Annotated in this window: 22 protein-coding genes; 7 read left to right on the forward strand and 15 right to left on the reverse strand. The window is 45.4% G+C overall.

What is annotated here, in order from left to right; all coding sequences use genetic code 11:
• Positions 1-53: 53 nt before the first annotated feature.
• The 3 genes from MHH76_RS21100 (at position 54) to glpT (ending at position 3,508) form a co-directional block, all read left to right on the forward strand.
• Positions 54-989, forward strand: coding sequence for an aldo/keto reductase (locus tag MHH76_RS21100; RefSeq protein WP_020453549.1), 936 nt, complete (start codon positions 54-56; stop codon positions 987-989).
• A gap of 244 nt (positions 990-1,233) precedes the next feature.
• Entirely contained in the window at positions 1,234-2,127 is an 894-nt protein-coding gene (locus tag MHH76_RS21105) for a glycerophosphodiester phosphodiesterase (RefSeq protein WP_020453550.1), read from the forward strand.
• Positions 2,128-2,149: 22 nt separating this feature from the next.
• Positions 2,150-3,508, forward strand: a complete 1,359-nt coding sequence (gene glpT, locus MHH76_RS21110) for a glycerol-3-phosphate transporter (protein ID WP_020453551.1) — start codon at positions 2,150-2,152, stop codon at positions 3,506-3,508.
• A 51-nt stretch (positions 3,509-3,559) separates the two neighbouring features.
• Here the strand turns inward: glpT and htpG are convergent, their stop codons facing one another.
• Entirely contained in the window at positions 3,560-5,440 is a 1,881-nt protein-coding gene (gene htpG, locus MHH76_RS21115; RefSeq protein ID WP_020453552.1) for a molecular chaperone HtpG, read from the reverse strand.
• A gap of 430 nt (positions 5,441-5,870) precedes the next feature.
• Between htpG and MHH76_RS21120 the strand changes: the two genes are divergently transcribed.
• Positions 5,871-7,409 carry an ABC-F family ATP-binding cassette domain-containing protein gene (locus tag MHH76_RS21120; protein WP_020453553.1) on the forward strand — a complete coding sequence of 513 codons (1,539 nt, stop codon included), beginning with the start codon at positions 5,871-5,873 and terminating at the stop codon, positions 7,407-7,409.
• A 32-nt stretch (positions 7,410-7,441) separates the two neighbouring features.
• Here MHH76_RS21120 and yidA read toward each other — a convergent pair whose 3' ends face one another.
• The 4 genes from yidA to MHH76_RS21140 form a co-directional block, all read right to left on the reverse strand.
• Positions 7,442-8,254, reverse strand: coding sequence for a sugar-phosphatase (yidA, locus tag MHH76_RS21125; RefSeq protein WP_020453554.1), 813 nt, complete (start codon positions 8,252-8,254; stop codon positions 7,442-7,444).
• Between the two features lie 155 nt (positions 8,255-8,409).
• Positions 8,410-9,459, reverse strand: a complete 1,050-nt coding sequence (locus MHH76_RS21130; protein ID WP_020453555.1) for an iron-containing alcohol dehydrogenase family protein — start codon at positions 9,457-9,459, stop codon at positions 8,410-8,412.
• Positions 9,459-10,109, reverse strand: coding sequence for an MtnX-like HAD-IB family phosphatase (locus MHH76_RS21135; protein WP_020453556.1), 651 nt, complete (start codon positions 10,107-10,109; stop codon positions 9,459-9,461). The genes MHH76_RS21130 and MHH76_RS21135 overlap by 1 nt, the downstream gene beginning before the upstream one ends.
• 147 nt (positions 10,110-10,256) lie before the next feature.
• Entirely contained in the window at positions 10,257-10,718 is a 462-nt protein-coding gene (locus MHH76_RS21140; RefSeq protein ID WP_026580382.1) for a hypothetical protein, read from the reverse strand.
• A gap of 173 nt (positions 10,719-10,891) precedes the next feature.
• On the opposite strand from MHH76_RS21140, the gene MHH76_RS21145 reads away from it, so the two are divergent.
• Positions 10,892-11,851, forward strand: coding sequence for an iron-hydroxamate ABC transporter substrate-binding protein (locus tag MHH76_RS21145; protein ID WP_043054517.1), 960 nt, complete (start codon positions 10,892-10,894; stop codon positions 11,849-11,851).
• A 24-nt stretch (positions 11,852-11,875) separates the two neighbouring features.
• Here the strand turns inward: MHH76_RS21145 and MHH76_RS21150 are convergent, their stop codons facing one another.
• Positions 11,876-12,277, reverse strand: coding sequence for a hypothetical protein (locus MHH76_RS21150; RefSeq protein WP_020453559.1), 402 nt, complete (start codon positions 12,275-12,277; stop codon positions 11,876-11,878).
• Between the two features lie 192 nt (positions 12,278-12,469).
• Between MHH76_RS21150 and MHH76_RS21155 the strand changes: the two genes are divergently transcribed.
• Positions 12,470-12,757, forward strand: a complete 288-nt coding sequence (locus tag MHH76_RS21155; RefSeq protein WP_043054518.1) for a glyoxalase/bleomycin resistance/dioxygenase family protein — start codon at positions 12,470-12,472, stop codon at positions 12,755-12,757.
• A gap of 16 nt (positions 12,758-12,773) precedes the next feature.
• Here the strand turns inward: MHH76_RS21155 and MHH76_RS21160 are convergent, their stop codons facing one another.
• From MHH76_RS21160 to MHH76_RS21195, 8 genes are all read right to left on the reverse strand, one after another.
• Positions 12,774-12,926, reverse strand: a complete 153-nt coding sequence (locus tag MHH76_RS21160; protein ID WP_026580385.1) for a FeoB-associated Cys-rich membrane protein — start codon at positions 12,924-12,926, stop codon at positions 12,774-12,776.
• Between the two features lie 15 nt (positions 12,927-12,941).
• Positions 12,942-14,954, reverse strand: a complete 2,013-nt coding sequence (feoB, locus tag MHH76_RS21165) for a ferrous iron transport protein B (RefSeq protein ID WP_020453561.1) — start codon at positions 14,952-14,954, stop codon at positions 12,942-12,944.
• On the reverse strand, positions 14,951-15,178 hold the full coding sequence (locus MHH76_RS21170; protein WP_020453562.1) for a FeoA family protein: 228 nt from the start codon (positions 15,176-15,178) through the stop codon (positions 14,951-14,953). Before MHH76_RS21170 ends, feoB begins: the two co-directional genes overlap by 4 nt.
• Before the next feature lie 183 nt (positions 15,179-15,361).
• Positions 15,362-16,450 (reverse strand): acyltransferase family protein, encoded by a 1,089-nt coding sequence (locus MHH76_RS21175; RefSeq protein WP_020453563.1) that lies wholly within the window; start codon positions 16,448-16,450, stop codon positions 15,362-15,364.
• A gap of 171 nt (positions 16,451-16,621) precedes the next feature.
• Positions 16,622-18,508, reverse strand: coding sequence for an ABC transporter permease (locus tag MHH76_RS21180; RefSeq protein WP_043054519.1), 1,887 nt, complete (start codon positions 18,506-18,508; stop codon positions 16,622-16,624).
• Complete coding sequence (locus MHH76_RS21185) at positions 18,483-19,247, reverse strand: ABC transporter ATP-binding protein (RefSeq protein WP_020453565.1); 765 nt, start codon at positions 19,245-19,247, stop codon at positions 18,483-18,485. The genes MHH76_RS21180 and MHH76_RS21185 overlap by 26 nt, the downstream gene beginning before the upstream one ends.
• A gap of 91 nt (positions 19,248-19,338) precedes the next feature.
• On the reverse strand, positions 19,339-20,346 hold the full coding sequence (locus tag MHH76_RS21190; RefSeq protein ID WP_020453566.1) for a sensor histidine kinase: 1,008 nt from the start codon (positions 20,344-20,346) through the stop codon (positions 19,339-19,341).
• Positions 20,343-21,050, reverse strand: a complete 708-nt coding sequence (locus tag MHH76_RS21195; protein WP_020453567.1) for a response regulator transcription factor — start codon at positions 21,048-21,050, stop codon at positions 20,343-20,345. The genes MHH76_RS21190 and MHH76_RS21195 overlap by 4 nt, the downstream gene beginning before the upstream one ends.
• Before the next feature lie 181 nt (positions 21,051-21,231).
• Between MHH76_RS21195 and MHH76_RS21200 the strand changes: the two genes are divergently transcribed.
• Positions 21,232-21,618, forward strand: a complete 387-nt coding sequence (locus tag MHH76_RS21200; RefSeq protein ID WP_020453568.1) for a YxeA family protein — start codon at positions 21,232-21,234, stop codon at positions 21,616-21,618.
• Between the two features lie 28 nt (positions 21,619-21,646).
• On the opposite strand, the gene MHH76_RS21205 is transcribed toward MHH76_RS21200, so the two are convergent.
• Positions 21,647-23,332, reverse strand: coding sequence for a HAMP domain-containing methyl-accepting chemotaxis protein (locus tag MHH76_RS21205; RefSeq protein ID WP_020453569.1), 1,686 nt, complete (start codon positions 23,330-23,332; stop codon positions 21,647-21,649).
• Positions 23,333-23,469: the final 137 nt, after the last annotated feature.

Raw genomic sequence — 23,469 nt, forward strand, 5'->3', positions numbered from 1 at the left:
CAAGCGGCCGGCCAAGTTTATTGATCAACATATCATTTCAGGAGGGGAATCCAATGAAAAAAGTTAAAGTTGGCAAATCAGATTTGCACGTATTCCCGATTGGTTTGGGAACCAATGCCGTCGGAGGACATAACCTTTATCCGAATCTCAATGAAGAAACGGGAAAAGAATTGGTGCGGGAAGCGATCAGAAACGGCGTCACATTTTTAGATACCGCCTACATATACGGCATCGGCCGTTCCGAAGAATTAATCGGCGAAGTCCTCAAAGAATTCAACCGCGAGGATGTCGTGATTGCGACAAAAGCCGCCCATAAGAAAGAAGGCGACGATTTTGTCTTTGACAACTCCCCTGCATTTTTGAAAAAATCCGTTGAAGAAAGTCTGGAGCGTCTGCAAACTGACTACATCGACCTTTTCTATATCCATTTCCCTGATGAGAACACGCCGAAAGACGAAGCGGTTCAAGCGCTCCATGAACTGAAGCAGGAAGGCAAAATCAGAGCGATCGGGGTATCCAACTTTTCGCTTGAGCAGCTGAAAGAAGCGAACAAAGACGGATTGGTGGATGTGCTCCAAGGCGAATACAACTTGCTGAACAGGGAAGCTGAGGCGACATTCTTCCCGTATACACAGGAGCATAACATCTCATTTGTTCCTTACTTCCCGCTTGTCTCCGGATTGCTCGCCGGAAAATACAGCGAAGATACAACGTTCCCGGAAGGCGACCTGAGAAGAGAAATGGAAAACTTCCAAGGCGAACGCTTCAAAGAAAACATTAGAAAAGTGAACCAGCTTGCGCCGATCGCGGAAAAACACAATGTTGACATCGCACATATCGTGTTGGCCTGGTACTTGGCAAGACCTGAAATCGATGTGTTGATCCCGGGCGCCAAACGCGCAGATCAGCTGATCGACAACCTCAAAACGGCAGAAGTCAATCTGTCTCAAGAGGACATTGATTTCATCGACCGGCTGTTCGCCCGCTAAATAATCAGGAAACCTATCTTAAAAGATAGGTTTCTTTATTTTTAAAATCATATTGACAGCGCTTCCATTTTTGGTATGATAGGAAAGAAGTTAATACAAGTGACGGAGAATGGGAGATTCACAATAAGACCCTCTTGTGCCAGGGGTTTTTTTGTGGATCTCTCTTTTTATTCGTCACATAAGGAGGCGAAAAAAAACCGGAAACCAACATTCTGCATACCGACTTGAAAGGGGAAATCATTTGATGAAAAAACTTGTCCGCAGCATCTTCCTTATAACAGCTGCAATCGTTGCCGCCGGTTTTGGACTCAGCGGGCATGCGGAGGCCGCAAGCCATTCCCAGCCGCAGCTCAATCCGAGTCAGCTATTAAATGTCGCACACCGCGGCGCATCGGGTCATGCTCCCGAACATACGCTTTTGGCTTATAAGCTTGGGCAAAAAATGAAAGGCGATTACATAGAAATCGATCTTCAAATGACAAAAGACGGACATTTGGTCGCCATGCACGATGAGACATTGGATCGCACGACCAATGGTACGGGTTTTGTCAAAGACTATACGCTGAAAGAAATCAAACAGCTTGATGCAGGCTCCTGGTTTAACGAAGCATATCCTGAGCGGGCAAAAACGGAGTACGTTGGGCTGAAAGTGCCTACCCTGGAAGAAATCATCCAAACATTCGGGAGAAGCGCGCGCTACTATATCGAAACAAAATCACCGGAAGACTATGATCATATGGAAGAAAAGCTCCTGGACATTCTGAAGCAATACAAACTGACCGGGGCAAACATTCATTCAAGCAAAGTCATCATTCAATCTTTTAGTCCTGAAAGCTTACAAATCATTCATAACGCTAATCCAAACATTCCGCTTGTGCAATTATTATGGTACGACAAACCGGCTGCCATTACTGACGCCGAATTAAAACAATATCAATCTTACAGCGTCGGACTCGGCATGAACTTTGACCGCATTGACCGGGCATACGTGCAAAAAATTCGAAGCACCGGCATGCTGGTCCATCCTTATACCGTGAATGAAAAAGAAGATATGAAGCGGCTGCTCGATTGGGGAGCGACCGGAATGTTCACCAACTTTCCGGACCGGCTGCGCGATGTTTTGCGTGAAAAGAAGTAAATGAATAAAGAAGGGGTATACCATGTTAAAACTGTTTAAACCAGCACCGCCGATTGAGCGGATGCCGGACGATCAAATTGATTCGGAATATAAGAAATTCAGACTGCAAGTTTTTCTCGGCATCTTCATCGGTTATGCGGCATACTATTTAATTCGCAAAAATTTCTCGCTTGCCATGCCTTATTTAATCGAAGAGGGATTTTCAAAGTCGGCGCTCGGCTTTGCCTTATCCGCTCTATCCATCTCTTACGGGCTGAGCAAGTTCGTGATGGCCACGATATCAGACCGGAGCAATCCGCGGATGTTCCTGCCCGCCGGTTTGATCCTTTCCGCTGTCATCAGCTTGTTGATGGGGTTTGTTCCTTTCTTCACCTCATCGATCGCCATTATGTTTATCATGCTGTTCTTAAACGGCTGGTTCCAAGGCATGGGGTGGCCGCCGTCAGGACGCGTCCTTGTCCACTGGTTCAGCGTCAGCGAAAGGGGAAATAAAACAGCCATATGGAATGTCGCCCACAATGTCGGCGGGGGACTGATGGCGCCTATAGCCGTTGCCGGCGTCGCCATCTTCTCAGGCATTACGGGATCTGCTACAGGCTATGAAGGCGTATTTATTTTGCCCGCCTTGGTCGCCATCGCCGTTGCCGTCATTTCTTACTGGCTGATCCGGGATACGCCGCAGTCTGTCGGACTGCCTCCAATCGAGGAATACCGCAACGATTATTCAAGCAAGTCGAAGAAAACATTTGAAACGGAATTATCAACGAAAGAAATCCTCTTTAAATATGTATTAAATAATAAATGGGTGTGGGCGATCGCACTTGCCAACATTTTCGTGTACTTCGTCCGCTACGGCGTTCTGGATTGGGCGCCAACCTATTTAAGCGAAGAAAAAGGCTTTGATATGAGCAAATCAAGTGTCGCTTATTTTCTGTATGAATGGGCGGGGATTCCGGGGACATTGCTTTGCGGCTGGATCTCTGACAAATGGTTTAAAGGGCGCCGCGGACCGGCAGGCTTTGTCTTTATGGTAGGTGTTTTGATCGCGGTGCTTGTATACTGGTTCAATCCAGCCGGCAATCCGATGATCGACATGGCATCATTGATCGCGATCGGATTCCTCATTTACGGTCCAGTTATGCTGATTGGTCTTCAGGCACTTGACTTTGTTCCGAAAAAAGCGGCAGGTACGGCTGCAGGATTGACGGGTCTGTTCGGATACCTGGGCGGAACCTTGACGGCAAATGCGCTGATGGGTGTTATCGTCGATGCATCCGGCTGGAATGCGGGCTTTACGCTCTTAACCGCTTCATGTGCAATCGCAGCACTCATCTTTGCGATGACATGGAATGTGCGGGGACAGGAAGTTGTGAAACATTAACATCAAAAAAAGATACATCTCGCCTAAAGCTGAGATGTATCTTTTTTATTTTTATGCCATCACTTTGCATATATCATTCGTAAATTCAACGGGGTCTTCGATTGGCAAGCCTTCTATCAGCAGCGCCTGGTTGTACAGGATGCCGGTGTACAGCTTGAATTTATCTTTGTCGTTTTCAAAAGCATCCTGCAGTGTTTTGAAGACTTCGTGATTTGTATTGATTTCCAATGCTTTATCAGCCTTTACGTGCTGGTTGTCAGGCATTGCGTTTAAGATTTTTTCCATCTCGATGGTGACTTCTCCGTCAGCGGCAAGGCATACAGAGTGTGTCTTCAGCCGTTTTGACGCCCTTACGCTTTTCACTTTTCCATCCAGGGTCTTTTTCATCTCTTCAAAAAGGTCTTTGTATTGGCTGTCGTCCCCGTCTGATTGATTTTGCTCATCATCGTTTTCGATTCCGAGGTCGCCGCTGGATACCGACTTGAATTCTTTTTCTTGATAATTCGCCAGCATTTTGATGGCGAACTCATCGATGTCCTCGGTGAAATAAAGGATTTCATACCCTTTTTCCGAAACCAGCTCGGTTTGAGGAAGCTTTTCAATTCGGTCATACGAGTCGCCTGACGCATAGTAAATGTATTTTTGATCTTCAGGCATTCTGGATACATATTCATCAAGGGTGACCAGCTTTTTCTCTTTTGATGAATAGAAAAGCAGCAGGTCTTTCAGCATATCTTTATGAGCTCCAAAATCATTGTATACCCCAAATTTAAGCTGTCTGCCAAACGATTGATAAAAAGACTCGTATTTTTCTCTGTCATTTTTCAGCAAGCTTTTCAGCTCATTCTTGATTTTTTTGCTGATGTTTTTGGCAATCAGCTTCAGCTGCCTGTCATGCTGGAGCATCTCCCTCGAAATGTTGAGCGATAAGTCTTCTGAATCGACCATTCCTTTGACAAAGCTGAAGTGGTCAGGCAGCAGGTCCGGACACTTTTCCATGATCAGCACACCGTTCGAATACAGTTCAAGACCCTTCTCAAATTCCTTCGTGTAGTAGTTGAACGGAATATTTTCAGGGATGAATAAAATCGCATGATATCTCACTGCGCCGTCCACGCTTGTATGGACGTGAGCGAGCGGCTTGTCAAAACCGTAACGCTTTTCCGTATAAAACGCCTCGTATTCTTCATCTTTCAGTTCGCTTTTGTTTTTTCGCCAAATCGGCACCATGCTGTTGACTGTCTGTTCTTCCTGAACTTCTTCAAATTCATTTTCAGCGTCTTCTTTCGGCTTGTTAACGGTGACATCCATCTTGATCGGATAGCGGATGAAATCAGAATATGTTTTGATGATCGCTTTTAAGCGATGAACATCCAAGTATTCATCATAGTTTTCGTCGTCTGTATTTTCTTTCAGCTTCAAAATGACATCGGTTCCCGCTGATTCTTTCGCAGCCGGTTCGATCGTATAGCCGTCGGCCCCCGCTGATTCCCATTGATACGCTTCATCGCTGCCATGGGCTTTTGTCATGACGGTGACGGTGTCCGCAACCATAAAAGCGGCGTAGAAACCGACGCCGAACTGGCCGATAATATCGTGCCCGTCTTTTAATTCGTTTTCTTGTTTAAACGCAAGCGAGCCGCTCTTGGCAATGGTTCCAAGATGTTCTTCAAGCTCTTCTTTCGTCATGCCGATCCCGGTGTCCGCAATCGTCAGCGTTCTGTTTTCTTTGTCTGCGGAGATTTTTATGTAGTAATCATCTTTGTTAAACGTCAGTGAATCGTCTGTCAGCGCTTTGTAGTAGATTTTATCGATGGCATCGCTCGCATTGGATATCAGCTCCCTTAAAAAGACTTCCTTTTGGGAATAAATCGAGTTGATCATGATGTCCAGCAATCTCTTGGATTCTGCTTTAAATTCTTTTTTAGCCATCTGTCTCTCTCCTCTTTTGCTCATATGATATACATATATCGTTCGATTCTGTTCACAAATTAAATAACACACTGCCTGCACGATGTCAATTCATATGGCAGCGGTTTGACAACCGGCACTCCGCTTCATATAATGTGTGGTGAAGGTAAATTTGACCAAAACGAGGTGGAAAGGAATGAAAATCTTATCAACTGTTCTTAAAAGAGAATTGGCTTAAAGACGGGAGAAGTCTGCCCTTTTTTAGACAAGCCATCTCGGGAACAGTTTGATATGATTTGACATCCTTTCTTGCTGTATTTTAAATATGTAGCGGGTAAGGTGTAGTTTGCCTTACCCGTTTTTTTTGCCGGACAGGATAGCGAGGCTTCACGCTGTTCTCTTTTGATGGCTTGTTTTTTCAAAAAAAATAAGCCTGAAGGAGAGAATCACCATGAGTATTGTTCATGTCACGAATCTGACCCATATATATGGAGACCGTATTATCTTTCAAGACGCCGGGTTCCGCCTGCTGAAAGGCGAACACGCCGGCCTTGTCGGTGCAAACGGAGCCGGAAAATCGACATTGCTGCGGATTTTGACAGGCAGCCTTCTGCCCGATCACGGAAACATTGAATGGCAGCCAAACATTCGGGCCGGCTTTCTTGAACAGCATGCCAAGCTGACGAAAGGCACAACCATCCTTCAGTACATGGAGCAAGCGTACGACCGGCTGTTTGAAATCGAAAAGCAACTGAATCGGCTTGCCGAAAAAATGGCCGACGCCGAAGACAATCTGGAGGCCATTTTGAAAAGATACGGAGAGCTCCAATCCGAACTGGAGAGTTCAGGATTTTACCAAATCGGAACGAAAATTGAGGATGCCGCTCAAGGCCTCGGCTTTACGGAAATCGGGCTTGATCAGGATGTCGCGGCTTTAAGCGGCGGGCAGCGTACGAAGCTCCTGTTGGCCAAACTGCTGCTTGAAGAACCTGATGTGCTCCTGTTGGATGAGCCGACCAACTATTTGGATGCGGCCCATATTGAGTGGCTGACGGGGTATTTGAAAAACTATAAGCACGCCTTTCTCGTGATCTCACATGACGAACACTTCTTAAATGAGATCACGACGGTGACATTCCATCTGGAGCATCAAACGATCAAACGGTACTCCGGCAGCTATCAATATTTTCTGAAGGAATATGTGCAAAGCAGGGCACAGGCTGAAGCCGCATACGCCAAACAACACAGGGAAATTAAAAAGCTAGAGGGGTTTATCGACCGGAACAGGGTCCGAAAGGCGAAGCAGGCCAAAAGCAGGGAGAAAGCATTAAGCAAAATCAAGCGAATCGAAAAACCGACAGATTCTTATGTCCCCAGCTTTTCATTTAAAACGGGGCGAAATCCGGCGATGACCGTACTCAAAACGGAAAATCTTGAGGCGGGCTACACCGTTCCATTATTTAAGCCTCTTTCTCTGACCGTAAAACGGGGCGATAAAATCGCCATTACCGGAGAAAACGGCGCCGGAAAATCGACGCTCATTAAAACGCTGCTCGGTGATCTCAAGCCTCTTAGCGGCACCGTCACAGCAGGACAGCATTTACAGGCGGCCTATTTCAGACAGGAAAGTCCGGCTTCTCATCATACACCGCTTGAAAAATTGCGGGCGTTCTTTCCTGATCTATCGGAAAAAGACATCAGGCAGACGCTCGCGATATCCGGTTTGACGCCAAAGCATATCAGCCAGCCCCTTGCTACGCTAAGCGGCGGTGAACAGGCAAAGGTCCGGCTGGCGGAACTGATGCTTTCAAACAGCAATCTGCTTGTTCTTGATGAACCGACAAACCATCTTGACACATCGGCAAAGCGTGCGTTAAAGCAAGCGCTCTGCGACTACAAGGGAACGATTTTGCTCGTTTCCCATGAACCGTCTTTTTATGAAGACTGGGTGACTCATATTTGGCGGATTGAAGCATGGCGCCGCAAATAGGTAAAAGCCGGCCTTTCGAAGGGCCGGCTTTTTCATTTGGACAATACAAGCTCATGAATGGCGTGAGCAACGCCGTTTTCGTTATTCGTACGCGTTTCATAATCGGCCGAAGCTTTTACCTCAGGGATCGCATTCCCCATGGCGACTCCGCATCCAGCCCATTCGATCATCGACATGTCGTTTCCGTTGTCTCCAATACAGATCACTTCTTCTTGCGCGATGCCTAATATGTCGGCAAGCTGCTGAACGGCATTTCCTTTACTTGCCGCAGGGTGAAGAATTTCATAAAAGAACGGCGAGCTTTTCACCATTGTATAACGTTCCTTGACGTCTTCCGGTATTGCTGCGATCGTCCGATCCAGCTTTTCCGGTTCATCAATGTACATCGCCTTTGGCGCGAGAAGGTCTTTCGGGATTTCTTCGATCGTCCGGAACCGGAGCGGCACTTTGGTGACGTATGATTCGTGAACAGTATACGGGCTGATTTCCCGGTTTGGCGTATATAAATAAGCAGAATCAAAAAAATGCATCGGCGTATCAAGCTTTTGGCTAAGCTCATATAACGATTTCACATCATCATAGCCCAGTGTCAGCTCTGACACGACTTCTTGAGTGTGCGTATTTTGAACGAGCGCTCCGTTATAGGCGATGACATAATCGCCGTCTTCATTTAGATTCAGTTCTTCCAGATAGCGGCTTACACCGCCGAGAGGACGGCCCGTGCAGAGAACGATTTTGACGCCTTGCTTTTTTGCAGCATGCAGGGCATTCCGAACTTCCTCTGTTACTTCATGAAGATCATTCAACAATGTTCCATCCATATCTATCGCGATTAGTTTGTACATTTTACACTCTCCCTGATCAGAATCGAGCCCTAACGTCGTACTTATGACCCATACCTTCTTTATTGTATCACAGCTTTTCCCCGTCATTTTCGTCTGATGCCCACGGAAAAAACGCCTTACAGCAAATAAGGCGTTTTTCGAGCCGCTTGGCCTGCTTAAAATATTTCCTGCAGAATCGGATCTTCATCAAGGATGCGAAGCGCTTTTTCGCGATAGCCGGCTTCATGCAAGTACGTATAGCGGTTCGGCTTGACAGTGTGCGACAAATTGATCGCTTCGCGAAACTCATCTTTGTTCAGATTCAGTGTTTTCACATATTGAAAAAAGCCTGTTCTCGTAAACACCTTTTCAATCCGCTCAGCCCGGTGATCCTGTACATGAGCCATGATGTAGGTGGCTACCCCGACTTGAATGCCGTGCATCTGCGGTTTTTCCGCAATTTTGTCCAACGCATGGGAAATCAGGTGCTCAGAACCGCTGATCGGCGCGCTGTTTCCGCTGATTTCCGTGGCGATGCCTCCCATTGTCAAAGAGCTGACAAGCTCTTTTAAAAAGATCGGCTGTTTAATATCCTGCATCGGTGTACGGACAAAGCTGTTGACCGCTTTCTTGCTGAGCATCGACGCAAACGCATTTACATCGCTGACCCCGTGCCGCTCTTCAAACTCCCAATCATAAAGTGCCGTAATATTGGACATCAAATCGCCGATCCCCGCCAAAATAAAGTGCTCCGGCGCTTTTTGAATGATACTCAAATCAGCTATGATTCCATACGGAACCCTTGCCGGCACGGTTGTTTTTTTTCCTTCGACTTGAAGCGAGCAATTGCTGCTCGCAAACCCGTCATTGGATGCCGACGTCGGAATGCTGATGAACGGGGTCCGCTTGGAAAAAGCGATGTATTTTCCGCAATCGACAACATACCCGCCGCCCATGGCAATGATGACATCGTAATTCCCGATTGAAAATGCCTGCTTCAAAAGCTCCTGTATGTCCAGGTTGGACGGCAGCAAAACAGCTTCTACTTTGACATGTTGAAAGGCGGCTTTTAATGAGTGCTCATACTGCTGATAGGAAAAATCGTCAAAAAACATGATCGCCTTGTCAAACTGATGCTTTCTCAATATCTCATCCAACCGGCCAAGCACGCCTTCACTAATGTCCAAAACCGCGGGAATGGCTATGCTGGTAACCTGGCGCGGCATTAGACGATCCGCCCTTTTTCTTTAAGATACTGTTCAATGTCTTCAAATGTTTCAACGGCTACAAATGGCACCCCCTGCTGACGAAGCAAATCCTGGAGCGCATCCTTTGCAAATGTTACATCCGCAAATTTAGCCGGGTGGGAATCCGGTTCACTGTCACCTGCAAAATAAATCGTCTCGTACTCTTCTTTCAGCTTCTGAATGACCTTTGATTTATCAATCCCATAGCGCTCAGAGTAATGCCAATGATTCTCATCAATGTCCAAATGAACATTGTCTTCTTTAAAAAAGCCTTTATTTGAAAAGACCTCAACGTCTGTAATCCCGTATTTCTTTAAAATATAATGAATGTAATAATTCGTGCCGGCGCTTAAAATGTAGAAATCGCCGCCGTTTTTCTGGACATGCTGAATGAAGTCTGGCACATATTCATCAATTGGTATGGAATGAATGTCATCAATGATTTTTTGCTCGCTTTGATGAATTGAAGCAAAAACAGTTCCCAAAAACTCGATATCTTTTAATTCTCCGGCCTTCCACTTCTTGAACAATTCACGGCCTTCCGGAAAATATTTATCAATGACCATCCAGTAAAAATCCTGTTTGGAAATCGTCCCATCAAAGTCTGATACAAATGCCCATTTCTTCATACTGCATACCTCTTTTCTATGGTATTTTAAAAGATTAGATTCATTATACAAAAAGTTTGTGAAACATTGAACATAATATTATTTCTTTTTTGTGTACTTTCGTTCACAAGCTGAATCATCTGCCTCTCTGAAAAGAGACATATATGATCATTCTTGATCTGTACGCTGTTTACCTTTTTCCGTCACGGCAAATTTGCGCTTCATCGTTTTAATGTTTTCCGTCTTGCGAAACCTGAGCGCAGACCAATCTTCATCTATTGCAATTTGCCGAACCGGTTCATAGCCTTGGTCCGCAAGCAGTCCGGCTACTGTGTCGCGGCTGCAGTCCGATCCTTTGTAGACTTTCGAAGATTTTTTCGGGTAGCAAAGCCAAAACAGTCCGTCTTCAGCCAGATGACGCTCAGCCTCTTTAGCTAAAGCCTGCAACTTTGCGTTGGTCGCTGCGAATACCTGAACAAAATCGTACCGGTCAGCTTCGGCCTGATGATCGACATGGCCTTGAAATTCAGCCATGATGCCGCTGTATGCCTCTGGCGGATTCACGATCAGTACAGGCTGTCCATTATCCTTGAACTGCAGTTTTTTGATCACCGGGTTCGTTTCTGCCATACTTCATCAATCCTTTTTCTGTTTATAGTAACAAATTAACCAAAACAGCACTAATCATACTTAGCAAAAAAAGTGATAGACGAAAGAGGGATTCATTTGCTATATTTACATTGATAATGCGAATCATTATCACTTAGATAATTTCATATGCTTTATATCAACAGGAGGGTCAAGTGAAAAAGAACTTATTGATAATCGGTTTAGTTATGCTGTTGTGTATCGTGATCAGCGCCTGTGGAGGCGGCAATTCGTCAAACAGCAACAAAGAAAAAGCGTCTGAAGAAACGACAAGAACATATCAATCAACGCGTGGAAAAGTAGACATTCCAACACATCCAAAGCGCATCGTGACAGACTTTTATGCCGGTGAACTGTTCACGGTCGGCGCCAATGTCGTCGGCTCCGGCTCGTGGTCTTTCTCCAATCCGTTTTTAAAGGACCGTATGAAAGATGTGACAGATTTAGGCGACCCAATTAATGTGGAAAAAGTCATGAAACTGAAGCCTGATTTAATTGTTGTCATGAACGATGAAAATTACGACAAACTGTCCAAAATCGCACCGACCGTTGTGATTCCTTATAATACGGCGAAAAATGTTCAGGAAACCGTTAAGATGTTTGGCGACATTGCAGGAGCTAAAGAAGAAGCTGAACAATTCCTTGCCGATTTCGAACAGAAATCGAAATCAGCAAGGAAAAAAATCGCTCAAGTCGTCGATAAAAAGGCTACTTTCGGTATTTATGAAAACACAGAAAAAGGACAATTCTGGGTGTTCAATGACAACGGCGGCCGCGGAGGCCAAGCCGTGTACAACGCGCTCGGCTTAAAAGCGCCTGAAAAGATTCAAAAGGACATCTTCAAAAAAGGCGACATCAAAGAACTATCCTTGGAAGTCGTACCTGAATATGCTGCCGACTACATGTTTGTAACAGACTATAACCCGAACGGCGACAGCAAGACGCTGGACAAACTCAAGCAGTCTTCCATTTGGAAAAACCTTGACGCCGTCAAAAACAATCGTGTCTTTATCAACGACTTTGACACGTTCTACCCGTACGATCCGATCTCTGTCAGCAAACAGGTTGATTTGATTACGGAAATGCTGGTGAAGCGTGAGAAAGAGAATAAGTAAAAAAGCTGGAATTTCCAGCTTTTTTTATTGTTTTCTTTCTTGAATGTTTGAAATCTTAAAAGCAAATTGAAAGATAAAAAAGAAAGGAATGTAGAAAAGAAAAAACATCAATATTTGAAATGATAACCCTTCCAAAGTAAATGGATAAGAAATGTCATGAAACAGAAAAGATAATGCCATCCAAACGACAAAGGCAAACAACCCGGCTTTAAAGCCAAGTCCCCTCTTTTTTCTCAACAGACCTTTGCTCACAAGCCTAATAGAATAATAGCCGCTGCCAATGAAAAAAAGAATGATCAGTAACAGATTGCTCGGTATCTCGTATGAGGTCGTGATAAAGATGGAAATAAAGATGAGTGAAAGAAGAAGCACAAACCCTTCATATCCAACTTTTCTTTCCTGGTCAGCCTTTTGATTTTCACTCATTACGTTCGCCTCCTCTCTACTATTTCCATTTAAACCAACAGAAACCATGTTAACAATAAACATCCATGAAAACAATGATTTAACACGCATGCCCCCCGCTGTTTCACGTGAAACAAAAAACACAGCGAAAAATAGATATTTTGGAATCAATTGCGTAAAATGAAAATAATGACAAAAAAGGGAGGGATCATGATGGGAATCAAAAAGGTTGGACAAATTGGGGTACCGGTTCAAGACCGCGGCGGGCTGCGGCTTCTTCTCAGTCTCCCGGAAAAAGATGAATTTGCTCATGCAAGCTCCGTCATCTATTTTCAAGTTGAAGATTTGCCGGCAGTATATAATGAAATCGCTACAAAAGGCGTTTCTTTTCCAATAGAGCCGCATGTGGCGGCGAAAATCGAGCAAACGGAAACCTGGATGGCCTTCTTTAAAGATACCGAAGGAAATACCCTCGCTTTGATGAGTGAAATGCAAGTCTAAAAAACAGCTGAGCACCTCAGCTGTTTTTCACATCATCACAAGCCGATTGACACGTACGATTTAATTCACAGGCGGCGCATTTTCCTTTCCGGCTTCGTCTGACAAATTTAATAAGCGTCCATGCCGCATAACCGAAGATGAGCGCTCCGATCGTGATATTAAACAACATGCCCTCACATCCTTCCTATGATAACCCAAGCAATCTTCCGCCCTGATAAATCAAGAACGCGATCGCATACGCAATGGCCAGTCCGTAAACAATGGACAGGAACATCCACTTTTTCGAGTTTGTTTCTTTTTTAATCACCGCGACTGTCGCGAGGCATGGTACGTATAAAAGAACGAAAGCCATAAATCCGTAAGCGGCCAGCGGTGTAAATTGCTCAGCCATCATGCCTTGCAGCTGGGCTTCAGGTACGAAATAGATGATGCTCATCGAAGCAACGACAACTTCCTTCGCCAGAAAACCGGTTAATAGTGATGCCGCTGCCTGCCATGTGCCGAACCCCAGCGGCATCAACAACGGTGCGAGCACTCCGCCGATCATTGCTAAAAAGCTGTCATCCATCTCAACGCCCGTTCCACCGGGCCCTGTATACGATAAAAGCCAAATGAGGACAGAACCGCCAAAAATGTAAGTCCCGGCTTTGCGGACGAAACCTTTGCCCTTTTCCCATGTTGCCCGCCACAATGTACGCGCTTGAGGCAAACGATAAGGCGGCAGTTCAATCACGAAAAACGACTTTTCTTCTTTGAGCTTGGATGAGGATAAAAACTTCGCCAGCACCAGCGCCGCAGCAATGCCCAGCACATACAAGGTCAGGACGACGAAAGCCTGATGAGCCGCAAAAAAAGCCCCTGCAAACAAAGCATAAACCGGAAGTCTTGCCGAACAGGACATAAATGGCGTCAGCATAATCGTCAAAAGTCTTTCCTTAGGCTGCTCTACAGTTCGTGCAGCCATGACGCCCGGAACATTGCAGCCGAAGCCGATGATCAGCGGTATAAAGGCTTTACCGTTTAAACCGATCGCCTCCATCAGACGGTCCATCACCATGGCCACACGCGCCATGTACCCGGAATCTTCGAGCACCGAAATGAAGAAAAACAGAATAAAAATCTGCGGGACGAAAACGAGGACACCGCCGACACCGGCAATGATCCCATCGAGAATGAGCGCCTCGATAAACGGGCTGGCTCCCATTGCCGACAGTGCCGAAGCCGTCCATTCCGTCAGCGGTCCGCCGATGAAACCGTCCAGTGTATCAGACAATGGAACACCAAGCCAGTCAAACGTCAGCATGAACATGAGATACATGAACAACAAAAAAATCGGAATGCCAAGCACCGGATGCGTAACGATCTGATCCACGCGTTCAGTCAGCGTCTGTTTTCGATCTGACTGATATTCAACAGAGGATGACATGATGCGGTCAATCCATCGTTCTCTCTCATTGTAAATATGCTGATGCAGCGATTTTGCGGATTGTTCCTGAAGAAGGCGTTTTTCTGTCTCCTCGTAAATTTCCTTTAACCGTTCGCTGTCGGCCGCGTCTTCCAGCTGCTCTTTCATTTTCGAGTTGCCTTCCAAATATTGAAGAGCCATCCACCGTTTTAAAACGCCGGGACGTTCCGGTATGATCGACTCGATCCTGCCAATCGCTTCTTCTACTGTGCTTCCGTAATTGATGACGAGCGGCTTTGTTCTCTTTTCTTTTTCAAGAAGCAAATGCCGGCTCAGTTCATCACACCCTTTGCCGCTGCGGGCAATCACAGGAATCACCGGAACATCTAGCGCTGCAGACAACTTTTGATGATCAATGAAGACGCCTCGCTGTCCTGCGACATCGATCATATTTAAACCGATTGTGAGCGGATGACCAAATTCGAGGAGTTGCACAGTTAAGTGCAAATTCCGCTTTAATTGGGATGCATCGACAATATTCAATATGTCTGAAAATGATTCGTTGAGCAGGAAGTCAGTGACGACCCCTTCATCGCGGGACAGCGGGCTCAATGTATAAACGCCGGGGAGATCGACCATCATTCCTTGTTTATGGCGAAGCAGTCCCACCTTTTTCTCAACGGTCACCCCGCTCCAATTTCCGACATACTCATAGGAGCCTGTCAGCGCATTAAACAATGACGTCTTCCCCGTATTCGGATTTCCGAAAAGGGCAATCTGCCGGCTGTTCATAGTTTTTCAATCCTGATCTTTTTTGCTTCTTCAAGCCGTATGCCGAGGCACTGTCCGCCTGACTCAAACATGAACGGTCCGCCAAACGGCAATTTCCGCTGCACGCAAATTTCAGCTTCTTCTTTCATCCCGAGCTGTATGAGCCTGCGCTGAACAAGTTCATTCACTTCTGAAAAATCTATGATTCTTGCTCTCTCTTTTTGTTTTAATTCAGCTAAAACCATTGTTGAGGCCTCCACCTTATGAAAATGATAATCGTTATCATAATATGATTATAGGCAATAAGCCACCTTCCATTTAAAAGAAGATGTGTCAAAACCGGAACATTTTTGCGAGAATATAAAAAAGCGAAAAGCTCCGGCGGTGCAACCTGCCGTTCTGGCTTTTCGCTCTATCAATCTAAGTCGTTAACCGGCATGATGGCTCACTTTTTGCTCGATTCTCCTCTTTTTCGGCACGTAAATTTTTCCGACAAACATATAGCCGTACTTCAATTTATTTACAGCCCAAGATATGAAAACCGCAACGCCTGTAGAGATCGAAAACAAGAGCAAAACAGCCGAAACCGTACCGATGCTTTCAAAGCTCGTTAAAATGACCAACCCGAAAATCAGGATAAAAGCGTGCAATAAATAAATAGAAAAAGAATAGTTGCTGATCATCATGATCAGCTTCGGCACCGACTTCAGTTTTGAAAACAGGTGAAAGCATAAGAAAATGATGCTTGTTGAATAAAGCAGGATATCCGGACGCTTTGACGTCACTGCGATGTCTTGTCCGAAGTAGGAAACCGCTACAATGAAACATCCGGTCACAGCAGCCGCTGCATATACCGCATGCCTGTATCGTTCCAGCAATGCCAAAAAGCGCTCGTAATTTTTGCCGCAATAATAGGCCAAACAAAAATAAAAGAGCCAGCCGGGAAACGGCACCCATGAAAAAGGAAACGGCGCCTCTTCCTGTACAACCGGAGGTTGAATGAACGTGAAATAGCTCAAATAAGCCGCTGTGACCGCAAAAGAAATCGAAAGCACCCATTTAGGCGACGCCTTTTGCAAAAATGAATGGAAGCACATGTGCAACAAGTAAAATTGAAAAATGACGAGGATGAAATATCCGATGAAATTCCCCAGGAAAATATTCGCCAACAGTTTTTTTAAAATGACCGATGCATGAAATTGCTGCATCATCAGACCAGCGGTCATAAAAGCATCCAAAACAGCGATAAATAGAAAAGGGATGAAAATCGTTTTAAACCGCTTTTTTAAAAACCCTTCCGGAACGCCGCCAGGGTAAGCATGCGCGAGCAAAAATTCGGAAATAAAAATAAACGCAGGCGTACTGAACATCAGAAGCGTCCTGAAAGATTCAACAACCCGGAAAACCGTATCTCCAAGCATGTCCGCCCGCACCATGAGCACCATCGATATCGCATGAAGCAAAACAACGCTTAAGCAGGAAATAAAGCGAATAACAAATATTTCTTTTACCTGCAAATCGATCACTCCTCTTTCAAATTTGAAATAATATCAAATTAACATAATCATCCAAATGAAGAAAGAGGCAAAATACATAGGTCCCAAATTTTCCGGCTGCAAGTATAAAAAAAGCTTGTAGAAAAACACAGGTTTCTCTACAAGCTTCGGTTAGACGCAGTCTAATCTTTTTTAAATCGCCGCTTTTATCTGTTTTGTATAGTAGAAGCGGACAATGAAGTAATATATAACCTGGATGGCGAAGAACACGCCGAGCACCATTGCAGATTCCTTGAAGAGGTTGTACTGAAAGGCATGCGATAAAGCGGTCAGCGCCACAGCTCCATGGACAAGGGCAACAGCGATAGGCGCGAAGAACAGAATGCCGATCTGCCTGTTCAGCACTTTATGCAGTTCCCGGTCTGTTAAGCCCATTTTGGCAATCGATTTGAATTTCTGCTTATCATCGTCCAAATCAGTGTACAATCGGAAGTAGAGAAAACTTCCTGCTGAAACGAAGAAGACGATTCCGATAAACAGTCCAACAAATAATACCGGGCCATACCCTTTGCTTATATCATATACCTCATAATCTACAGCCGCGAAATAAATCCGATCCAGTTTCTTTTGCAGAACCTCCCCGGCTTTCACTAAAGCCATGCCGTCAGATTCTTTTGCCTGCCAGGCATAGAACCGGTTTTCGCTTTTCGGTTTTTTCAACTGTGCGAAATCTTTGTCTGTCACAATATAATAACTGTTTTCAGATAACGCTTTTGAACGGACCGTTTTGTCAGCCTGCAGCTTTTGTCCGGTTGCAAGAGGGATTGATGAAGGGAGCGGCTGGTCGTCTTCTCCCTCTAGGCCAACCTTGACATCATACTCGGCAGCTGCGGCTTTCCCTTCTTCAAGCTTGACGTGGTCGGCCCCGACCAGATCGGCAAACTTGTTATAGTCAGTTTCTTTCACAATCAGCATGTCATGGCCATCGACATCGAAATATTGAAGGACAGCTGATGCTTTGTCAGTTTTGATATTTCGTTCTTTTAGCGTGTCGTTGATGAAAGCCACGTCTTGTTCGGTGTCTTTGTTTGTTTTCGGCGGTTTATACGAGAACGTATGCGGGTTCATATCTTTAATTCCGTTTGTCAGCAGAGTTTGGAAACCATACAGCGTCCCAATCGCACTGAACGCGACAGTAGAGATAATGGCCACCATAAAAAACGTCCGCGCATTGTCTTTCATCCGGTAAGACAGATCAGAAAACAAAATCATATTCGTTTTCCGCCAAAACAGGCTTTCCCGTTTTTTGAGCCTGCGGATCACATAAACACTCAGCTGCGTAAACAGCAGATATGTGCCGATAATGACAACAATCGTCACCGGAACCATCGCCACAAGAACGCCTATTTTCTTGACAATCAAAGCGGTGTAATAGCCTCCGGTAAGCAGAACAGCTGCAACCACTGTAAGCAAGGCAGATGCTTTCGGCTCCCCTTTGGAGATTTTGTTTCCTTTTAGCAGAACAATCAGCTTCTCGCTCCTGAGCACAAATGACACAAGAAAAGAAATAAATAAGAACAGGCCGTTAAAAGAAATAAACGTCACAATGATCGCCATCAACGGAAAATAAAAATCGAGCTTGTTATCAATAATCAGCACATTTTCCGCTGTGAGCAGTATCAATTTGGCGAAGACAAGTCCGAGCACAATCCCGCCGATTGTCGCAAAAAGCCCAATCAGCATATTTTCAAGAAATACCATCATGCGAATTTGGCGCATAGACATCCCTTGGATCATTAAAACGCCGAATTCCTTTTTTCTCGATTGAAGAAACGAACTCATTGAGTACAGCACAAAGAAGAAAGAAAAGACAAAGATAATGCCGCTGGAGACTAACAGGCCAATGGAAACATGCTGCCCGATGCCGGAGGTCAAAGAATCACTTGTCATCACCGGGTGGAAAGCAAAGATCGCGAATGCGAAAAAAACCATCACTGTAAACATGCTGCTGAGAAAATAAGCGGCATACAGCCTTTTGTTGCGAATGACGTTGTTAAACGCGAACTGACGAAAGGTCATTTGCATCCCCTCCCAACAAGGACAGTGTATCGAGAATCTTTTGGAAAAACGCTTGGCGGTTATCGCCGCGGTTGATCTCCGAATACAGCTTTCCATCCTTAATAAAGACGACCCGGTTGCAATAGCTTGCCGCCTGAGGGTCATGCGTGACAAGCATCATGGTCGCTTTTTCGTTGCGGTTGATCGATTCAAGCATTTCCATCACATCTTTGGATGACTTTGAATCAAGGTTGCCTGTCGGCTCATCGGCAAGCAGAAGCTTCGGCGAATGAATCATCGCTCTCGCTACAGCAGCGCGCTGGGCCTGACCGCCCGAAATCTCATATGTGCGCTTTTTCATAATGTGGGTAATTCCAAGCTTTTCAGCTAAATCGTTTGCCCTCCGCTTCATTTCCCTGACCTTTTCACCGTCAAGCGTCAAAGGAAGTACGATATTTTCTTCAACGGTTAATGTCGGCAGAAGATTAAAGTCCTGAAACACAAATCCCAGCTCTCTGCGGCGAAATTTAGCCAATTTTTCTTTTTTGAGAACATGCGGGTTTTGGCCGCTGATCAATATTTCGCCCGTCGTCGGTTCATCGATCGTTGCAATCATATTTAATAGGGTCGTTTTTCCGCTTCCGGACGGCCCCATGATGCCGACGAATTCACCTTTATCAATCGTTAGGTTAATATCCGTTAACGCGCGATACGCAATTTTTCCTTCGTAAATCTTACTGGCTTGTTTGACCTGAAGCATCACAAGATCCCCTTTCACCTTTAACTTTTGATCTGTGATCAGTTTACCTAAATTTCTTGTTGATGAACTATCGATTCTTCTTTCACTTTCATTACATCGATGTAAGGTTTTGTGTAGCCGTGAAAATCAGCCGGATTGTCGTGCCTTGCCCTTCTTGTGAGTCAAGTTCGATTCGGTGTCCAAGCTGGTCAGCCGCCGCTTTTGCCAAATAGAGACCCATTCCGGTTGATTCTCTGAAACGGCGTCCGTTTTCTCCTGTGAAAAACGGGTCGAATACCCGCTTTTGATCTGTATCCGGGATGCCGGCGCCGAAATCTGTCACTTCCAATACCGCCTCCGAATCGTTTTCACCAATAGAAATAATAACCGTATTGCTTTTTCCCGCTGAGTATTTGACCGCATTGTTGACAAATTGGGAAATGATGAAAAACAGCCACTTTTCATCTGTTTCGACTGTGATGCCTTTTTTGACTTCCTTGAACTTAGGATAAACTTGACTGCGAATATAGAAGCGCTTGTTTTCACGATTGACCTCGTGAACGATATCCGCCAATGCGACCGGTTTTATCCGGAAATCCTGCTCGATCGTCCGCAATCTGGCCATATAGAGAATCGTATTGAGGCCCGTTTTCATCCGTTCGGTCTCCTCGCGGATGCTTGATGATTCCGGTTCATCCAAATTTTGAGCCGTCAGTTCGATGACCGACAGCGGCGTCTTCATTTGGTGCACCCATTGATCCATGAAGGTCAAATGCTCTTTTTGTCCAAGCTCCAGCTTCTTTAATTCTTGACGGTATTGCCTGTACTGGCTTTTCAGCAGCTGTTCAAGCGCTTCTGAAAGAGGGGATTGGGGCTGATTCGATTGCCTGAAGGTGTCATCCAATGATTCCAGCCCGCTCGTCATCCGTTTGTAGAACTTCCGGCGCGTATAGTAATGGTAGAAAAGATAGCAGACAAGAAAGAAAAAGCCGAGAAAAACGGCATAAAAAGCCGGCCTGATGTGCTGATACCCATCAAGCCAGTACACCGACAGCATCGTGATAAACTGCAGCACTTGCACGGCAATCAACAAATAGTGTTCTTTGAAAAAAAGCTTCATTCCTCTCCCGCCTTCACCCAGGATATATTCAAGCGGTAGCCTGCGCCCCGCACTGTTTCCACCGCATCTTCAATTCCGAGCTCCTGAAACTTTTTTCTGACGCGTGTAATGTTGACATTAAGCGTGTTTTCATCCACATAGGCCTGATCATCCCACAGTTTGGCCAGCAAATCTTCCCGGCCGGAAATCCTCGGGTGGCGTTCCATTAAGCTTTCGATAATATCGGCTTCTTTTTTCGTCAAAGCAGCCGTTTGACCGCCGAATGTCAGTTCAAGTCTTTCCGGATACAGCCGCAGTCCTTCTTTTTCGAGAAGCCGTTCCTCCGCTTTTGCTGCATACTCCCCGTAAGCTCTGCGAAGCTGGCTGCGTATTTTTGCCATCACGATTTCGGCGTGAAACGGCTTGGTGATAAAGTCATCCCCGCCGTTTTCCAATGCCATGACCTGATCCATTTCGCCCGTCCGCGCCGAAATAAACAAGACAGGGCAAATCGATTCCTGGCGGATTTGCCGGCACCAGTAATAGCCGTCAAAGCTCGGCAAATTAATATCAAGCAGAACAAGATCAGGCGCCGTGCTTCTGAACTCATCGATGACACGGTCAAAGTCTTTCACGACATGAACGTTGTATCCATATTTGACAATATGCGATTTTAACAGATCGGCAATCTTCGGGTCGTCTTCTACAATCATCACTTTTTGCATCTCGGTCTCTCCTTTTGTTTGGATATATTATGACACGAAGCTGTCTGATAAACAAAAGCCGCCGCGATTCGTCCTACCTTACAATCATGTAATTGTACTGTAATATGAATCAATTTCTTCTCCTTGCGCCTTTTTTATAAAATAATACCATTCACAAACTGAATGAAAGAGGAGAAGGTATATGAAGACACGGGCAGGCGGCCTGATTGCCGCGGTTCTGATCGCCGTTGCCGGCGTTTTTATTGCCGGTGTTTTTATCCTGCAGAAAGCGACAGGGGGCCTTGTGCCGCTGGCCGATCATTTCATACAAGGCCAGGGAAAGCCTGAGGCTTATTATCTCAAAGCCGAAGATCATGCAGAAAAGCTGAATAACGGAAAGTACAACTACACATTAACCGGATATGACGCGAGCGGACACAAACAGCAGATTGAAGCAGAGGCGGACGAAAAACTGCGTCCCGGCGCTTTCATCAAAGTATGGGCGTACGGAACGAAAGCCGGAAGCTTGACTGAAGTACACGAAGAGGAAATCCCCGAGGGCGCTATAGCCGCCATGAAAACCAATTAAAACCCCATCGCCTGATGGGGTTTTCTGCTTAATATTTAAATCGATTGATGACGGTTTGAAGTTCTTCAGCCAATTGAGACAGCGATTCTGCTGCATAAGAGATTTCTTCCATCGAAGCCAGCTGCTCCTGAGTTGAGGAAGCAACCGCTTTTGTGCCAGCCGACGTTTCCTGTGATCCGGAAGCTAATGTTTGAATGGTGTTTTGAACCATTTCGACACCTGATGTCAGCTGCTGAGTAGAAGCTGCGACTTCTTGGATTTGAGAAGCAACCTGTTCCACCAAGTTCAAAATTTCGTTGAAATTGCCGGTTGTCTCCTGGGACAGAGCGATTCCGGAGCTGACATTTTCTTGAACGACTTTAATATTATTCACCGTTTCTACCGATTCATTTTGGATCGTTGTGACTAACGATTGAATATGGTTCGCCGATTTATTCGTTTCGTCCGCCAATTTCCGGACCTCTTCCGCCACGACGGCAAACCCTTTTCCTTGTTCTCCCGCTCTTGCTGCTTCAATTGCCGCGTTTAGCGCCAGCAAATTCGTCTGCTCCGAAATATCGGTGATAAGCGAAGAAATGTTGCTGATTTCCGCCGTGCTGGACACGAGCGCCTCGAGGCCGCTGCCGGCTGAGTCGACGGATTTATCAATGAAGTTCATTTGCTCGAGCATTTTATGAACGGATTCGGAGCCGATTTCGGCTTTGTCTCTCATCGAAGACGACAGATCCGCTATGCTGCCTGTATTGGAGGCAACGGATGATAAACGGTCCAGCAATTCATGAATCGATTCCGAGCTCTGTTCTGTCATTTCGCTTTGCGTCATATTGCTGTCAGCAATCGCCTGCATCTCTTCCGAAATCAGTTCGGAGGTCGATTTCGATTCCTCCGCGCTTGCCGACAACTGTTCAGAGGATGCGGCGACTTGCTCAGACGAACTGCTGATCTGCTTCACAATTTGCGTCAGCGACTGAACAAAAGCATTGAAAGAATTTGCAAGCTGGCCGAACTCGTCTTTATTTTTGACGATCACTTTCTTGGTTAAGTCCGCCTCACCGTGAGCGATGTCCCCAAGCTGCTGATTCAGGCTTCTCAACGGTACCAGAATAGACTTCAAGAGCAGCAGACTCAAGACAATTCCAACTATGGCTGATACTGCTGTGACAGTGATGATGACCCATTCGCTCATCGTCCCGTTGGCGCTGATCTCTGCTTTCAGATCTTCCACCTCTTGTTCCAGGCTTTCGACCAGCTGGTTGACAGACGGATCGAGGACTTCTTTTCTTAATGTTCTTTCCTCTCCGAAATGAATCGATTCAGCTTTTTTAGAGCTTGAAGCGTAAGACTGTATAACTTGTTGATTTAAACCCCAATAAGCCTTAAAATTTTCTTTAATTTCTTCGACGTTCGCTTTGTATGTGTCTTCCCGGATCAGTTTTCCTGCGCGGTCAAGACTCTTTAAAACATCGTCGGCCTTGTCCTTCATTCCTTCACTGTATTCATTATCTCCGGTCATAATAAGGCCTCTTTCGTCATTCGACAAACCGGTCAGACGATATTGAATATGCTTAATCTCTTTTTGAAATTCCATCTTGTCCTTAAGTTCTTCATTCTTTTTCACCGTAGAAGAAATCATAAAAACAGAGGAACCTCCGATTCCAATAATGGAAACGACTAAAATTGATATAATTCCCAGCAGTTTTGTTTTTACTTTCATGATGGTGATCCTTTCTCCTTTATGTCATCAATGATAAAATGCAATTTTCAAATTAAAGATCTTCTTCATTTCATAGTATCGACATTTTTCGTCAAAATTTGAGATCTTGTATGATTGTAAACAAAGAAAAAGCTCTG

Source organism: Bacillus sp. FSL L8-0193, from assembly GCF_037976065.1.
In the GTDB taxonomy this organism is placed as follows: domain Bacteria; phylum Bacillota; class Bacilli; order Bacillales; family Bacillaceae; genus Bacillus; species Bacillus paralicheniformis.

Excerpts from the sequence above, each read along its gene's own strand:
- MHH76_RS21170 (WP_020453562.1), bottom strand. The coding sequence starts at position 15,178 with ATGGTTTTAGCTGAATTAAAACAAAAAGAGAGAGCAAGAATCATAGAT.
- MHH76_RS21155 (WP_043054518.1), top strand. The coding sequence starts at position 12,470 with ATGGGAATCAAAAAGGTTGGACAAATTGGGGTACCGGTTCAAGACCGC.
- MHH76_RS21130 (WP_020453555.1), bottom strand. The coding sequence starts at position 9,459 with ATGCCGCGCCAGGTTACCAGCATAGCCATTCCCGCGGTTTTGGACATT.
- htpG (WP_020453552.1), bottom strand. The coding sequence starts at position 5,440 with ATGGCTAAAAAAGAATTTAAAGCAGAATCCAAGAGATTGCTGGACATC.
- MHH76_RS21195 (WP_020453567.1), bottom strand. The coding sequence starts at position 21,050 with ATGCAAAAAGTGATGATTGTAGAAGACGACCCGAAGATTGCCGATCTG.
- glpT (WP_020453551.1), top strand. The coding sequence starts at position 2,150 with ATGTTAAAACTGTTTAAACCAGCACCGCCGATTGAGCGGATGCCGGAC.
- MHH76_RS21150 (WP_020453559.1), bottom strand. The coding sequence starts at position 12,277 with ATGAGTGAAAATCAAAAGGCTGACCAGGAAAGAAAAGTTGGATATGAA.
- MHH76_RS21100 (WP_020453549.1), top strand. The coding sequence starts at position 54 with ATGAAAAAAGTTAAAGTTGGCAAATCAGATTTGCACGTATTCCCGATT.
- MHH76_RS21160 (WP_026580385.1), bottom strand. The coding sequence starts at position 12,926 with ATGTTGTTTAATATCACGATCGGAGCGCTCATCTTCGGTTATGCGGCA.
- MHH76_RS21180 (WP_043054519.1), bottom strand. The coding sequence starts at position 18,508 with ATGACCTTTCGTCAGTTCGCGTTTAACAACGTCATTCGCAACAAAAGG.
- MHH76_RS21135 (WP_020453556.1), bottom strand. The coding sequence starts at position 10,109 with ATGAAGAAATGGGCATTTGTATCAGACTTTGATGGGACGATTTCCAAA.
- MHH76_RS21205 (WP_020453569.1), bottom strand. The coding sequence starts at position 23,332 with ATGAAAGTAAAAACAAAACTGCTGGGAATTATATCAATTTTAGTCGTT.
- feoB (WP_020453561.1), bottom strand. The coding sequence starts at position 14,954 with ATGAACAGCCGGCAGATTGCCCTTTTCGGAAATCCGAATACGGGGAAG.
- MHH76_RS21120 (WP_020453553.1), top strand. The coding sequence starts at position 5,871 with ATGAGTATTGTTCATGTCACGAATCTGACCCATATATATGGAGACCGT.
- MHH76_RS21200 (WP_020453568.1), top strand. The coding sequence starts at position 21,232 with ATGAAGACACGGGCAGGCGGCCTGATTGCCGCGGTTCTGATCGCCGTT.
- MHH76_RS21105 (WP_020453550.1), top strand. The coding sequence starts at position 1,234 with ATGAAAAAACTTGTCCGCAGCATCTTCCTTATAACAGCTGCAATCGTT.
- yidA (WP_020453554.1), bottom strand. The coding sequence starts at position 8,254 with ATGTACAAACTAATCGCGATAGATATGGATGGAACATTGTTGAATGAT.
- MHH76_RS21190 (WP_020453566.1), bottom strand. The coding sequence starts at position 20,346 with ATGAAGCTTTTTTTCAAAGAACACTATTTGTTGATTGCCGTGCAAGTG.
- MHH76_RS21140 (WP_026580382.1), bottom strand. The coding sequence starts at position 10,718 with ATGGCAGAAACGAACCCGGTGATCAAAAAACTGCAGTTCAAGGATAAT.
- MHH76_RS21185 (WP_020453565.1), bottom strand. The coding sequence starts at position 19,247 with ATGCTTCAGGTCAAACAAGCCAGTAAGATTTACGAAGGAAAAATTGCG.